Genomic DNA, 14,262 nt, shown 5'->3' with positions numbered 1-14,262 from the left:
TCCTTAAATTTGGTTAAAATCTTTTAGCCAATGCAAACCCGCTTTAGTAGTTGTCGCTGGTTTGTATTCACAACCAACCCACCCCTCATAACCGATCTCATCGAGATGTTTAAACATAAATTGATAGTTAATCTCACCGGTTCCAGGTTCATGGCGACCTGGGTTATCTGCTAGCTGAACGTGCTGAATCTGCTGTTGATGAGTCGACAACGTTGTAGCGATATCACCTTCCATGATCTGCATGTGATAGATATCGTATTGAAGGCGTAGGTTACTGCTGCCTACTTCTTTGACAATATCAAGCGCTTGCTGAGTAGTGTTCAAGAAAAATCCCGGGATATCGCGCGTATTAATCGCTTCGATGATCAAACTTAGTCCCGCTTTTTCTAACTCTTCCGCTGCGAATGCTAAGTTATCAACAAACGTCTGTTGCGCCTCTTGCTGAGACACGCCTTCAGGCACAATACCCGCCAAACAGTTAAGCTGAGAGCAGTTAAGTGCCTTGGCATACTCTATGGCCAAGTGCACACCCGCACGAAACTCTTCAGTACGTTTTGGGTTAACCGCGATACCGCGATCCCCAGACTCCCAATCACCTGCAGGAAGGTTAAACAGTACTTGTGTTAAGTTGTTTGACTCTAAACGTTGCTTGATCTCTTTCGCATCAAAATCATAAGGGAACAGATATTCCACCCCATGAAATCCGGCGTCTGCCGCCGCTGAAAAGCGATCTAAAAAAGTCTCTTCAGTAAACAACATGGATAGATTTGCCGCTAACTTTGGCATCGTAAACTCCTTTTAACTGGATAAATGTAATTACTGATTAAACGTAATCGCAGTCGGTGCATCCGCTTCATTTTCTGCTAAAGCTTCAAACTCGTTTACACCATCAATTTCAACACCCATTGAGATGTTCGTTACACGTTCAAGGATGATCTCTACTACAACAGGTACTTTATGTTTATTCATTAACACTTTAGCTTGCTCTAAAGCGGCAGCAATATCTTCTGGTTTACGGACACGGATCGCTTTACAGCCTAGTCCTTCAACCACAGCCACATGGTCCACCCCATAGCCTTCTAATTCTGGTGCATTTTGGTTATCAAACGCCAACTGAACACAGTAGTCGATATCAAACTGGCGCTGAGCTTGACGGATTAATCCAAGGTAGGAGTTGTTCACTACAACGTGAATGTAAGGCAAGTTAAATTGCGCACCTACTGCTAACTCTTCAATCATGAACTGGAAGTCGTAGTCTCCTGAAATCGCAACAATTGGGCGTTTCGGATCGGCGGCACGTACGCCCAATGCCGCAGGAATAGTCCATCCCAGAGGGCCAGCTTGACCACAGTTGATCCAGTGGCGTGGTTTGTAAACATGTAGGAATTGAGTGGCGGCAATTTGAGACAGACCGATGGTGCTGACGTAACACGTATCTTCCCCAAACACTTTGTTCATCTCTTCATAAACACGCATTGGTTTAACAGGAACGTCGTCATAATGCGTTTTACGAAGCATGGTCGCTTTACGTTGCTGACATTCAGATACCCAAGCAGAACGATCTGCTAACTCTCCGGCTGCTTTCATCTCTTTCGCGACAGAAACCAGTTCAATCAACGCCTCTTTGGCATCTGAAACAATACCAAGATCTGGGCAAAAAACTCGTCCAATTTGCGTCGGTTCGATATCGATATGAACGAATTTACGTCCTTTGGTATAGACCTCGACAGAACCCGTATGGCGGTTTGCCCAGCGGTTACCAATACCAAAAACAAAATCAGACGCCAACATGTTGGCGTTGCCGTATTTGTGCGACGTTTGCAGTCCAACCATCCCCGCCATTAGTTCATGGTTATCTGGAATTGATCCCCAGCCCATTAGTGTTGGAATCACAGGAATACCGGTAATCTCAGCAAACTGTTGCAACAAGGCATCTGCACCCGCGTTAATGACTCCACCACCGGTAACAATCAGTGGTTTTTCAGACTCATTTAGCATAGAGAGTGCTTTAATGATCTGCGCACGACTCGCGGTTGGTTTATACGCCGCTAATGGCTCATAACTGTCAATATCAAACTCTATTTCTGCCAACTGCACATCAATAGGCAGATCGATCAATACTGGACCAGGTCGACCTGAACGCATCAAGTGGAACGCTTTTTGGAAGGCACGAGGAACTTGAGCGGGTTCTAAAACCGTCGTTGCCCACTTAGTCACAGGCTTAGCGATACTCTCAATGTCTACCGCTTGGAAATCTTCTTTATGCAGGCGCGCACGTGGGGCTTGACCCGTAATACATAAAATTGGAATCGAATCTGCAGAGGCTGAGTATAAGCCGGTGATCATATCCGTGCCCGCTGGTCCTGACGTACCAATACAAACACCAATATTACCAGTATGTGTGCGGGTGTAACCTTCAGCCATGTGGGAAGCTCCCTCAACATGACGCCCTAACACATGGTCAATACCACCAATCTTTTTCATCGCCGCGTACATTGGGTTGATAGCAGCGCCAGGAACACCAAATGCAATGTCTACCCCTTCCAACTTCAATACTTCAATCGCTGCTTCTATTGCTTTCATTTTAGCCATTTCAATCCCCTTATCTATGATTGTATACAATCGAAACTATAATTGTATTCTAAACAGGAATAATTAAAACAATCAAGAAATGTTTTACAAATAAATAACAATTATGGGTGCGCATTCAACAACTGGGATCTTGTAATTACTAGAATTTCAAATAGATAGACGTACAATAAATGTTTTGCATTTATTAGCATTAAAATAAATTCGATTAACAATATGTGGAAAATGGTTTACTAATCGGATACAACTGCGGTATATATAGCTTAAATCCAATACAATCATGTACACAATATACGAGACTTTTGTTTTTATAAAGAGGCTAATATGTTTCAAGAATGCACTTCACACCCTACAAACTTGGCAGAGAGTAAACTGTCCAAGCTTCAGATTTTAGGAAGCTTACAAGAGACAGGCTATCAGGCCATCCTATCTGACGACGCCCTAAGTTTCTTACATCAGCTGGTCGATCAATTTGGTGATCGTCGTAATGAACTGCTCGCACATCGTAAAAATCAACAACAACAATACGATGACGGCGCACTTCCTGACTTCCGCGACGATACACGCTCAATTAGAGAAGATAAAAGTTGGTCCGTTGCGCCTATTCCTGAAGCTCTTCAAGATCGTCGTGTTGAAATTACAGGACCTGTCGATAGAAAAATGGTCATTAATGCACTCAATTCTGGAGCGAAAGTCTTCATGTGCTGCTTTGAAGATGCCACCGCTCCTTCATGGAAGAACATGGTCGAGGGGCAGATCAACTTAAGGGATGCCAACGATCGAACCATTCACTATGTTGATTCACAAAAGAATAAGCAATATCACTTAAATGACGATCCCGCTCTGCTTATCGCTCGTCCTCGTGGGCTACATCTTCCAGAAGATCACATCCACTTTAATGGTCAACCTATTGCCGGTTGTTTAATGGATTTCGCCCTTTACTTCTTCCATAACTATCAAACTCGTGCTGTTCAAGGCCTCGGCGTCTATTACTACATTCCAAAACTGGAATCGATGGAAGAAGCACAGTGGTGGGATGATGTGTTCAGCTTTACTGAAGCTTATTTTAATGTTGATAAAGGCACCATCCGTGCCACCGTGTTGATTGAAACCCTACCGGCTGTTTTTCAAATGGATGAGATGCTCTATGTGATGAAAGATCATATTGTTGCCATGAATTGCGGTCGCTGGGACTATATTTTCAGCTACATCAAAACATTGAAAAATCATCAAGACAAAATATTGCCAGACCGTCATGGCATCAGTATGGATAAGGCGTTTCTAAATGCATACAGTCAACTGTTGATCGATACTTGCCATCAGCGCGGCGCACTCGCAATGGGTGGGATGTCCGCGTTTATACCTGGCAAAAACCCAGAAACCATGAAACAGGTTCACAGCAAGGTCACCGAAGATAAGCAGCGTGAATCAAAAAATGGCCATGATGGTACCTGGGTTGCTCATCCCGGTTTGGTCTCATTAGCCATGGACATCTTTGATAAGCACCTTGATGGCAAAAAGAACCAACTTGATGTTCGCTCAAAGAGCCAAACAGCGATCACTGCCCAGACTCTGCTAACCCCTTGTGACGGTGTAAAAAATGAAGCAGGAGTGAGAAAGAATATTCGAATAGCACTTTACTACATGGAAGCGTGGAGCCGAGGTTATGGTTGTGTACCAATCTACGGGTTAATGGAAGATGCGGCCACCGCAGAGATCTCTCGTGCCAGTATTTGGCAGTGGATACATCACGCTGTTAAGTTAGATGATGGCCAAATCTTTACCGCCACTCTATTTAAAACATGGCTTGCTGAAGAGGTAGATACCATTCGTACAGAAATAGGGGATGAGACATTCTCAAATCGACGATTTGAGCAGACCGCTCAGTTATTCGATGAGATCTCAACCGCCGACGATTTTGCCTCTTTTTTAACGCTTCCTAGTTACCCTCTTTTAACCGAATAGATTTGTTAGACCAACTCAGTACTCTCTAGAATTACAATTTGGTCTGATGTTAAACGACTTGTGCTCATCACCTCACGTTAACGCTGTGTACTACAGAATTAACGTGACGGTTTCGTGCACCCTAAATTTACATTCCAACTATTTTATCGGGAGATAACCATGACGTTAACACTGCAAGATGCACTTAAAATCACTGATGGGGCATTTCAAGCCAGTAACGATCAAAAAGCAGCACCATTGACTATCGCTATTTTAGATACGGGCGGTCGCTTAATCTCACTGCAACGCCAAGATGGTGCCAGCATGATGAGGCCCGACATTGCCATTGCCAAAGCATGGGGAGCATTAGCAATGGGCTGCTCATCCCGAACCTTAGCCACCACCGCTGAACAACGACCCGCTTTTATGTCTGCGGTGACATCACTGGCAGAAGGTAACATCCTGCCCGTACCTGGAGGCGTATTAATCAAAGATCATCAGCAGCAATTAATTGGTGCCGTCGGCATCAGTGGCGATCTCTCAGAAATAGATGAACAGTGTGCGATATTGGGTATCGAAACGGCAAATTTACTCACTGATGCCATCTGATTTTTTCTTGCACTACCCTTGACCCCTTGCGATTAACAACTTCGCAACATATCAGAAAAAAGTCCTTATTACAGTAAACTTAATGAGTCTATGTACGCAACTAATGGATTATAAATACAAATCATTCTTCACCTAACTTACTGATAATAAACATGCGGAGCACAACTTTCCGCGCGATGTTGCGAAGCTGTTAAATAAAAATTGACTCTGGAGTCAAGATCGATAAAAATTGACTAATAAGTCAGGAATAAATTCACACCTAGGAGGTCTCTTGATTACGTTCTTACTCAACCAGGAAGTTAGAGAAGAAACTCAGCTTTCACCCAACATGACAGTATTGAATTATCTTCGTACTACCATCAATAAAACAGGCACCAAAGAGGGATGTGGTTCTGGCGACTGTGGCGCCTGTACTGTCGTGCTTGGAGAGCTGGTCAATGGCCAACTGCAATACCGTTCTGTTAACTCATGCCTTACTTTTGTCTCTGCCCTTCATGGCAAACAGTTAATCACTGTTGAAGACCTACAAGAGAAAGATAAAACGTTACACCCGGTACAAAAAGCCTTGGTTGATTTTCACGCTTCTCAGTGCGGTTACTGCACCCCTGGTTTTATCATGTCGATGTTCGCCTTAAGTAAAAACAAACCTAATGCCAATAAAGAAGAGATATTCGAATCGTTAGCAGGCAACTTGTGCCGCTGTACAGGTTACCGGCCTATCGTTGATGCCGCGATGTCTGTCAGCCAAGAGAAGCCAATCTTGGATCAGTTTGCCACTCTTGAGCAGCAAACCATTGCTAAATTGCAATCCATCAGCGAGCAACCGGGGTCTCTTGAACACAACAATCTAACCAGTTACTCCCCTACTTCGACAGCTCAGCTGGCCCAACTGTTACTGGATAATCCAAAAGCACGTTTGGTGGCTGGCGGAACGGATCTCGCTCTTGAAGTCACTCAATTCCACCGTGAAATTGAAGATTTGATCAGTGTCAATCTGGTCGAAGATATGAAGATTTCAGAAGAGACCGATAACGACATTATTTTAGGCGCTAACCTGCCGATCAGCGACTGCTACACCGCCATCAGCAAGCACTATCCTGATTTTGGCGAGCTACTGCACCGCTTCGCTTCTTTGCAAGTGCGTAACCAAGGAACATTAGGGGGCAACGTTGCTAACGCCTCACCGATCGGAGATGCCCCTCCCTTACTGATTGCCTTAGATGCCAAGGTCACCTTACGCTTAGGCAATGAGACCCGCACTATACCCGTTGAAGAGTACTTCATCAGTTATAAAGTGACAGCTCAGCAACCTTCAGAATTTATTGAAAAAATCATCATCCCTAAACCACAACCGGGCAAAGAGTTCCGTGCTTATAAGCTGTCAAAACGTCTTGATGACGACATTTCAGCAGTGTGTGGTGCGTTTTTAATAGAACTTGAAAAAGGACACGTAACATCCGCGCGTATCGCATTTGGCGGTATGGCTGCAACACCAAAACGAGCCAGCGCTTGTGAGCTAAACTTAGTAGGTAAAGCATGGAACGCCTCCAATATTAAAGAGGCGATGACCGCATTAGAATCTGACTTCGAGCCACTTTCAGACTTCCGTGCCAGTAAAGAGTATCGCAGTCAAACGGCCGCCAATATGCTTTACCGATTCTTTATTGAACAGCAAAACACCAACAATGCAATTACTACAAGGGTAACGTCGTATGTCTAATCACCATGTTAAAATGAGTCACGATGAGATGGTGGCTCTGACAAAAAAAGACCTTACCACTGGCGTAGGGAAGAGCGTTAAACACGATAGTGCAGCTAAGCAGGTTACTGGGGAAGCCATCTATATTGATGATCGTTTAGAGTTTCCGAATCAACTTCATCTATATGCCCGATTAAGCACATTTGCACACGCTAAAATCACCAAAATCGATCTCACTCCCTGTTATCAATTTGAAGGGGTCGCGATTGCAATCACCAGCAAAGACGTACCTGGACAACTGGATATTGGTGCTATTTTACCTGGCGATCCCCTACTGGCTGATGGCGTGGTTGAGTATTATGGGCAACCCGTTATTGCGGTTGCTGCCAATGATTTAGAGACCGCCAGGAAAGCGGCTCACGCTGCGATTATTGAATATGAAGAACTTCCCGCGATTTTAGATGTTAAAGAGGCGTTGGCTAAAAATCATTTTGTGACGGAAAGCCACCAGCAAAAACGTGGCGACTCTGATGCGGCACTTAAACGCGCCAAACACGTACTTAAAGGCGATTTAGAGATTGGAGGTCAAGAGCACTTCTATCTTGAAACTCAGGTCAGTAGCGTTATGCCAACCGAAGATGGCGGTATGATCGTTTATACCTCAACTCAGAACCCAACAGAAGTTCAGAAGTTAGTCTCCGAAGTGCTTGGCGTCTCAATGCACAAAGTAGTGATTGATATGCGCCGCATGGGCGGTGGTTTTGGGGGCAAAGAGACTCAAGCTGCAGGTCCTGCTTGTATGGCTGCCGTGGTCGCACACCTGACCGGCCGACCAACTAAAATGCGTCTGCTGCGAAGTGAAGATATGCAGACCACCGGTAAACGCCACCCATTCTACAACCAATATACGGTTGGATTTAATGACGATGGTCGTATTGAGGGCATCGACATTATCGTTGCGGGTAACTGTGGATACTCTCCCGATCTGTCGAGCTCAATCGTTGACCGTGCCATGTTCCACTCGGACAATGCTTATTACCTTGGAGATGCCACGGTAACTGGGCACCGCTGTAAAACCAATACCGCCTCAAACACTGCTTATCGTGGGTTTGGTGGACCGCAAGGCATGATGACCATTGAACACATCATGGATGAAATCGCGGGGTATTTGAAAAAAGATCCGTTGGAGGTTCGCAAAACAAACTATTACGGTGAAGAGGGACGTGATGTCACTCACTACTACCAAAAAGTCGAAGATAATTTCATTCACGATATTACTCAGCAACTAGAAGAGAGTAGTGAATATCATGCTCGACGCAAAGCGATCACCGAGTTTAACCAAAGCAGTCCTATCCTAAAGAAAGGGATTGCGATCACCCCAGTTAAATTTGGCATCTCCTTTACCGCGACCTTCTTAAACCAAGCTGGGGCACTGATCCACATCTATACCGATGGCAGTATTCACCTAAACCATGGTGGTACAGAGATGGGACAAGGGCTGAACATTAAAGTGGCACAAATTGTGGCCCAAGAGTTTCAAGTTGATATTGACCAAGTTCAGATCACCGCAACCAACACGGATAAAGTGCCTAATACCTCGCCAACTGCCGCTTCATCAGGAGCAGATTTAAACGGTAAGGCAGCACAAAATGCCGCGCAGACCATAAAACGTCGTTTGGTCGACTTCGCCAGTTCCCACTTTAAAGTGAGTGAGGAGGAGGTGATATTCAAAAATGGCATTATTCAAATTCGCGAAAAATACATGCCGTTTGTTGAGTTGGTTCAATTGGCCTACTTCAATCAAGTGTCACTCTCAAGTACTGGATTCTATCGTACGCCGAAGATCTACTATGATCATCAGAAGGCCAGCGGTCGTCCATTCTACTACTACGCTTACGGTGCTTCTTGCTCGGAAGTGGTGATTGATACTTTAACTGGCGAATACAAAATTCTACGTGCAGATATCTTGCATGACGTAGGCGCCTCTCTCAATCCGGCTATTGATATTGGTCAGATAGAGGGTGGATTCATTCAAGGCGTCGGATGGTTAACCACTGAAGAGTTAGTATGGAATGAACAAGGTAAGTTGATGACCAATGGGCCGGCAAGTTACAAAATTCCAGCCATTGCCGATATGCCGATTGATTTTCGCACCCATCTGCTTGAGAACCGCAGTAATCCTGAAGATACGGTATTTAACTCTAAAGCGGTTGGTGAGCCTCCCTTCATGCTAGGCATGTCAGTGTGGAGTGCTATCAAAGATGCAGTTGCTTCAGTCGCGGTCGATGGAGCCATTGCAAAACTGGATACTCCAGCGACACCTGAGCGAGTTCTTTGGGCAGTTAAAAATGTACAGCATGTTGATGTTCCTACTAAGGCAGCAGCCAAGGCAGTGAATGTAGAGAGCTAAACAGAAACCGGCAAGTAAGGTACTTATACGTTTAAGCGCCTTACTTTTTACCTATTTGTAGTCGTAATATGGTAGGAGTTTTACAATGTTCAATGATAATTGGATTCATGAGTTAACCAAACTGGAAGAGCAAGGAAAACCTTGTGTCATGGTAACGGTACTTGAGGATAAGGGGTCAGTCCCACGCGACGCAGGCACAAAAATGCTGGTCACGCGTGACGATCTTATCGCAACTATCGGCGGAGGTCATCTTGAGCACCTCGCGACCAAAATGGCGCGAGAGATGCTTCTAATCGGTGATAAGCACTTAAAAGTTGAACGCTTTAATCTTGGCGCTAGGCTAGGACAGTGCTGTGGTGGTATGGCGACACTCAGTTTCGAACCCATTGGACAGCAGATGAACCACCTCGTGTTATTAGGGGCAGGCCATGTTGCTAAAGCTCTGATTCACATTATTGCTACGCTGCCATTTAAAGTGACTTGGATTGATGAACGTGCCAATGAGTTTCCAGAACAACTACCAACGGGTGTAACCAAACTGGTCAGTGACGATCCAGTTTCAGAAATTAAAAACATGCCCGCTAATAGTTACTATTTGGTCATGACCCACAATCACCAACTCGATTTTGATCTCGCTAAAGCTATTTTGAAGCGTAATGATTCTGCCTACTTTGGCATGATCGGCTCAGAAACCAAACGTAAGAAATTTGATTTTCGTTTAACTGAACGTGGATTTGACCAACAGACGATTGAACGCATGACTTGCCCAATCGGAATAGCGGCAGTTAAAGGCAAGCATCCCGCTGAAATTGCGGTTTCTGTCACCGGTGAGTTGATTGCTCACTATCAAGGTATACCTCTTGAGCAGAAACGCCCAAACAGCACCACCTCTGCGGATGCTTTGCAAACAGTTAACGATCCAGAGCGATAATCACGCTGGCACAACCTAATAAGAAAGGATGTAAAATGACATCACAACTACGCGCATATCGTTCAGCAATTTTACACAGTATTGCTGACCCTAAGGATGTCGGCAACGATGATTCATACCAATACTTTGAAGATGGGATCTTAGTCGTAGACAATGGACACGTGGTTGATGTTGGCCCTGCCGATGAGGTGCTTGCCAGACAACCAAGCACACTGAATATTAAGCAGTATCAAGATAAAATTATCACCTCTGGATTTATCGATACGCATATTCACTACCCGCAAACGGGAATGATAGCCTCTTATGGCGAACAGCTTCTTGATTGGTTAGAGAACTACACCTTTCCTGAAGAGATGCGTTTTAAAAATCCAATCTACGCACAAAAAGTAGCCAAACTGTTTCTTGATGAGCTTGCCAGTAACGGCACCACCACAGCATTAGTGTTTGGCACCGTACACAAAGAGTCCATCGACGTTTTCTTTGAGGAAGCCGATAAGCGTAACCTGAGAATGATTGCAGGCAAGGTATTGATGGACAGAAATGCACCAGATGTACTCACCGACACCCCTCAGTCAGGTTATGATGACTCAAAAGAGTTGATTGAGCGTTGGCACAATAAAGGACGCCTGCTCTACGCAGTAACACCTCGTTTTGCCCCAACTAGCACACCGCAGCAACTAGAGAGCGTGGGTAAGTTATTAAAAGAGTACCCTGATGTCTTTATGCATACTCACCTTTCAGAAAATAAGAAAGAAATTGAGTGGGTCATGGATCTGTTCCCAGAGCGTGATAGCTATCTTGATGTTTATGATCACTTTGGGTTATTGCATAAGCGCTCTGTCTTCGCTCATGGCATTCATTTGTCAGATTGCGAATGCCAGCGTCTCGCTGATACTGACTCCTCCATCGCCTTCTGCCCTACATCAAATCTATTTTTAGGATCGGGATTATTTAACTTACCTAAGATGGAGAAGTTCAACATCAATGTTGGCATGGGAACCGATGTCGGGGCAGGAACCAGCTTTTCTATCTTACAAACCATGAGTGAAGCCTACAAAATTATGCAGCTACAACAAGAGAAGTTGCACCCAGCAAAATCACTGTTCTTAGCGACTTTAGGAGGGGCGAAAAGCCTTCATTTAGACGATAAAATTGGCAATTTAGCCATTGGGAAAGAAGCGGATTTTGTGGTTCTCGACCTGCATGCCACACAATTAATGCGCTTTAGAATGAATCAAACCAAAAACTTAGAAGAGAAGCTGTTTGTTTTGATGAGTTTAGGTGACGACCGAACCGTTTGTGAAACTTACATCTATGGCGAAAAATCTTATGACATCAATGGCGAAGAGCAAAAAATAAAAGCGGCTATGTAATCTTTTATTTTTCCACGCTTTACAGGAGCAGAATGCATCATGACAACAGAAAATAAACCGCAACTTCGTTTAACCACCGTACTGCAACGCATGAGTGAATTGGTTGCTAAAGATGAGAAGTATGTCGATCTCTTTTTAGATCCTTTAGAGACACTGCTTGAAGAGATTAAAGAGAAGCAAGGATTTGGGGTTCAAGGGCAGTTCGACCCTAGAGGAAATGCTACTCAAGGTGATTTTTCGCTCCAACATGTTTCTGGTGTTGACGACGAATGCCCACACGGCGAGTTCACCACTCGAGATTGCGAGCTTCGTATTCAACACGGAGTTTGCGGTGGCTGTGGTCGACAACAAGTGTATCCAAAATAACACTTTCCATAAATAAAAAAGGGGTGCTGATTTTCAGCACCCTTTCTATTCCCTTCACATACCTTTGCACTAACAGCCCAGTCGATTCCAATCTAAACATTTCACCGGACTGATACTAATAAAGCTTGGCGCAGTCAGATCTTCAATCGTAATCGAGTCCGCCAGATTTCCGGTTGCCGTATCAATCACCATGATCTCCCCCATTTTCCGATAAGGCATATATATCGCGCTGCCATCAGGGTGAATAGTCAGCCTCGTATCCTCACCGCTACTGGTGGAGTGTGGTGCTTCGGCAAGCCAGTTCGGCCTTGTCACTAATTGTGCAGTCGAACGGTTAAAACTGAATTTTTCTAACCAACCTTGAGGGTAGTAGTAACCTAGCGTAGAGAATCGAACATAAAGGTCACGTCCATTGGGGCTAAAAGCCAATGACTGAGAGATCAGTGGGTTACTGCCCGCATGCTCTTTATCAATGGGGCCATTGACAATGCCTGCGGTAAATTCCACCTGCGTTAAACCAACCGCATCGTCGAATATGAAGCTGAGAAGATGGTTGCCTGCGATCGCGGCACCACTCGCTGACGACGGATTACACACCACATCTTTTACCACCTCAAGCGTGGTGATCTCTTGCGCAGGATTGGCAATAAACCCAGCTTCATTAAGGGTGAAGCGAGAGAGGTAATATCGATAGGAAAAGTCATGACTGACAACCAGCAAGGTTTCATCATCTGCGCACATCGCCATATCTTTAATTGAACGGTTGGTAAAGTGATACTCACTGATTCGCTTTGAGTTTAACGCACCAAAGACGGAAATATCACTGCTGTCAGATTGAGCGGTCAGCACCATCAACCCATTATCCGTAAACTGAACCATGCTTTTCAGTGGGATCGCATTTACAGCAATCACCTCACCAGAGTTAAGGTTGAGTTTATAGCTCTCCCCCCCAGGTAATTTGGCAAAACCGATATTCCCCCAAGGATGCACATCGATTTTTACACTCTTAAAAGCCGATACCGACTCTTTAAACGGCAAATTGACTTTGGTCCCCCTATCAGTACCCGTCTCTAGATCGACAATCGCCACCTCTTCAGAGCCTTGTTCAGAGACAACCATCCGAGTTAATTGGGATGAACACCCACTCATTAGGATAATAAATACAACAACACTAATACAACGAAATGGAATCATTATAACTCTCCATTAAATCAATAACTTCACTGCAATGGTTTTATTCTTTTTATGTTAATAAGCATAGACCAATTTAACGATTTTCAGAGAATTGCATGGCGTAAATCAGTGTAAAACGTATAATATTTCCTACTCTTGTATTTGGTTGAACTCTATCTGTATGTTAAAAAAACTCACTATCGTTGACATTGCACGCCTCTCTGGCGTGGGTAAATCAACCGTGTCACGAGTGCTCACTAACGATCCTAAAGTAAAACCAGAAACTCGAGAAAAGGTTGAAAAAGTCATTGCTGAAAATGGTTTCGTGCCCTCCAAATCGGCTCAGCTAATGCGTGGCGGGAGTCAAAAAGTGATCGGCGTAATTATTTCACGCTTAGATTCACCGTCTGAAAACAAAGTGGTCGGCAGCATTCTCAATACCCTCTATGCGGCAGGATACGACGTGGTGGTGATGGAGAGCCAATTTAATAAAGAGAAAACCAACGAACATTTAGACGTACTGAAAAAGCGTAACGTTGATGGGGTTATTGTGTTTGGTTTTACGGATTGTGATCTCAAAAAAATTGAAGAGTGGCAGCACAAAGCCATCGTCATCGCGCTCGATACCCAGAATACCTCCTCCATCAATTATGACAACCATGGCATTATTCAACTCGCTTTTGACCATCTGCGACAACAAGGAGTAAACAACATTGCGTATCTTGGTGTTGATCCTAAAGATAAAACCACCGGAGAGATGCGTCTCAATGCCTATTTAATTCAGTGTCAATTGCACGGGGTGACCCCTTGCTATCAAACTGGCCAACTCAATCATGAGAGTGCCTATCAATTGATTGATGAACTAGTCACTCCAGACACTCATGCGATTATCTGTGCCAGTGATACCATTGCTTTTGGTGCCATTAAACGTCTGCAAGAGATCAACCGCGAAGAGATCGCCATTACTGGAGTGGGTGGCAACGCGCTGCTCTCTTTCCTCTTTCCAAATATTTATAGCATTAACCCTGGGTACGCTGAAGCAGGAGAGTCCGCAGCCAAGCAGTTGATCGCTCAACTCAGCGGAGAGTCCACTGTGACACACTTAATTCAAGCGCCATTGCTGTCATCTTAAGCGTCCATGCTCTGTCACACCACGTCTATCTGAAAT

The 14,262-nt window shown here is 44.6% G+C and carries 11 protein-coding genes; 8 read left to right on the top strand and 3 right to left on the bottom strand.

Going from position 1 to position 14,262, the window contains the following annotated elements; translation table 11 throughout:
* Window positions 1–3: 3 nt before the first annotated feature.
* A complete protein-coding gene (hyi, locus tag L4C32_RS00255; protein WP_428194838.1) occupies window positions 4–786 on the bottom strand; it encodes a hydroxypyruvate isomerase in 783 nt (260 codons plus the stop codon).
* Window positions 787–816: 30 nt separating this feature from the next.
* On the bottom strand, window positions 817–2,592 hold the full coding sequence (gcl, locus tag L4C32_RS00250; protein WP_428194837.1) for a glyoxylate carboligase: 1,776 nt from the start codon (window positions 2,590–2,592) through the stop codon (window positions 817–819).
* A 321-nt stretch (window positions 2,593–2,913) separates the two neighbouring features.
* Between gcl and aceB the strand changes: the two genes are divergently transcribed.
* From aceB to L4C32_RS00215, 7 genes are all read left to right on the top strand, one after another.
* Window positions 2,914–4,554: a malate synthase A gene (gene aceB / locus L4C32_RS00245; RefSeq protein ID WP_428194836.1), complete on the top strand. Its 1,641-nt coding sequence runs from the start codon at window positions 2,914–2,916 to the stop codon at window positions 4,552–4,554.
* A 159-nt stretch (window positions 4,555–4,713) separates the two neighbouring features.
* The gene (locus L4C32_RS00240) at window positions 4,714–5,142 is read left to right on the top strand and encodes a GlcG/HbpS family heme-binding protein (RefSeq protein WP_428194835.1); all 429 of its coding nucleotides are present in this window, start codon (window positions 4,714–4,716) and stop codon (window positions 5,140–5,142) included.
* A 271-nt stretch (window positions 5,143–5,413) separates the two neighbouring features.
* Window positions 5,414–6,862, top strand: a complete 1,449-nt coding sequence (gene xdhA / locus L4C32_RS00235) for a xanthine dehydrogenase small subunit (RefSeq protein ID WP_428194834.1) — start codon at window positions 5,414–5,416, stop codon at window positions 6,860–6,862.
* Window positions 6,855–9,251, top strand: coding sequence for a xanthine dehydrogenase molybdopterin binding subunit (gene xdhB / locus L4C32_RS00230; protein ID WP_428194833.1), 2,397 nt, complete (start codon window positions 6,855–6,857; stop codon window positions 9,249–9,251). The genes xdhA and xdhB overlap by 8 nt, the downstream gene beginning before the upstream one ends.
* 85 nt (window positions 9,252–9,336) lie before the next feature.
* On the top strand, window positions 9,337–10,182 hold the full coding sequence (xdhC, locus tag L4C32_RS00225; protein WP_428194832.1) for a xanthine dehydrogenase accessory protein XdhC: 846 nt from the start codon (window positions 9,337–9,339) through the stop codon (window positions 10,180–10,182).
* Between the two features lie 35 nt (window positions 10,183–10,217).
* Window positions 10,218–11,555 carry a guanine deaminase gene (gene guaD / locus L4C32_RS00220; RefSeq protein ID WP_428194831.1) on the top strand — a complete coding sequence of 446 codons (1,338 nt, stop codon included), beginning with the start codon at window positions 10,218–10,220 and terminating at the stop codon, window positions 11,553–11,555.
* A 39-nt stretch (window positions 11,556–11,594) separates the two neighbouring features.
* Window positions 11,595–11,921, top strand: coding sequence for a hypothetical protein (locus tag L4C32_RS00215; RefSeq protein ID WP_428194830.1), 327 nt, complete (start codon window positions 11,595–11,597; stop codon window positions 11,919–11,921).
* 69 nt (window positions 11,922–11,990) lie between these two features.
* On the opposite strand, the gene L4C32_RS00210 is transcribed toward L4C32_RS00215, so the two are convergent.
* Complete coding sequence (locus L4C32_RS00210) at window positions 11,991–13,115, bottom strand: hypothetical protein (RefSeq protein WP_428194829.1); 1,125 nt, start codon at window positions 13,113–13,115, stop codon at window positions 11,991–11,993.
* Between the two features lie 160 nt (window positions 13,116–13,275).
* On the opposite strand from L4C32_RS00210, the gene treR reads away from it, so the two are divergent.
* On the top strand, window positions 13,276–14,226 hold the full coding sequence (gene treR / locus L4C32_RS00205) for a trehalose operon repressor TreR (protein WP_428194828.1): 951 nt from the start codon (window positions 13,276–13,278) through the stop codon (window positions 14,224–14,226).
* Window positions 14,227–14,262: the final 36 nt, after the last annotated feature.

Source organism: Aliivibrio kagoshimensis (genome assembly GCF_050337105.1).
GTDB lineage: Bacteria > Pseudomonadota > Gammaproteobacteria > Enterobacterales > Vibrionaceae > Aliivibrio_A > Aliivibrio_A kagoshimensis.
The sequence above is the reverse complement of the archived record's forward strand: the minus strand, read 5'-3'. Positions and strand labels throughout refer to the sequence as shown.

Bases quoted from the DNA above. Each gene is read 5' to 3' on its own strand.
- L4C32_RS00210 (WP_428194829.1), bottom strand. From the start codon at position 13,115: ATGATTCCATTTCGTTGTATTAGTGTTGTTGTATTTATTATCCTAATG.
- guaD (WP_428194831.1), top strand. From the start codon at position 10,218: ATGACATCACAACTACGCGCATATCGTTCAGCAATTTTACACAGTATT.
- L4C32_RS00240 (WP_428194835.1), top strand. From the start codon at position 4,714: ATGACGTTAACACTGCAAGATGCACTTAAAATCACTGATGGGGCATTT.
- hyi (WP_428194838.1), bottom strand. From the start codon at position 786: ATGCCAAAGTTAGCGGCAAATCTATCCATGTTGTTTACTGAAGAGACT.
- treR (WP_428194828.1), top strand. From the start codon at position 13,276: ATGTTAAAAAAACTCACTATCGTTGACATTGCACGCCTCTCTGGCGTG.
- L4C32_RS00215 (WP_428194830.1), top strand. From the start codon at position 11,595: ATGACAACAGAAAATAAACCGCAACTTCGTTTAACCACCGTACTGCAA.
- aceB (WP_428194836.1), top strand. From the start codon at position 2,914: ATGTTTCAAGAATGCACTTCACACCCTACAAACTTGGCAGAGAGTAAA.
- xdhB (WP_428194833.1), top strand. From the start codon at position 6,855: ATGTCTAATCACCATGTTAAAATGAGTCACGATGAGATGGTGGCTCTG.
- xdhC (WP_428194832.1), top strand. From the start codon at position 9,337: ATGTTCAATGATAATTGGATTCATGAGTTAACCAAACTGGAAGAGCAA.
- gcl (WP_428194837.1), bottom strand. From the start codon at position 2,592: ATGGCTAAAATGAAAGCAATAGAAGCAGCGATTGAAGTATTGAAGTTG.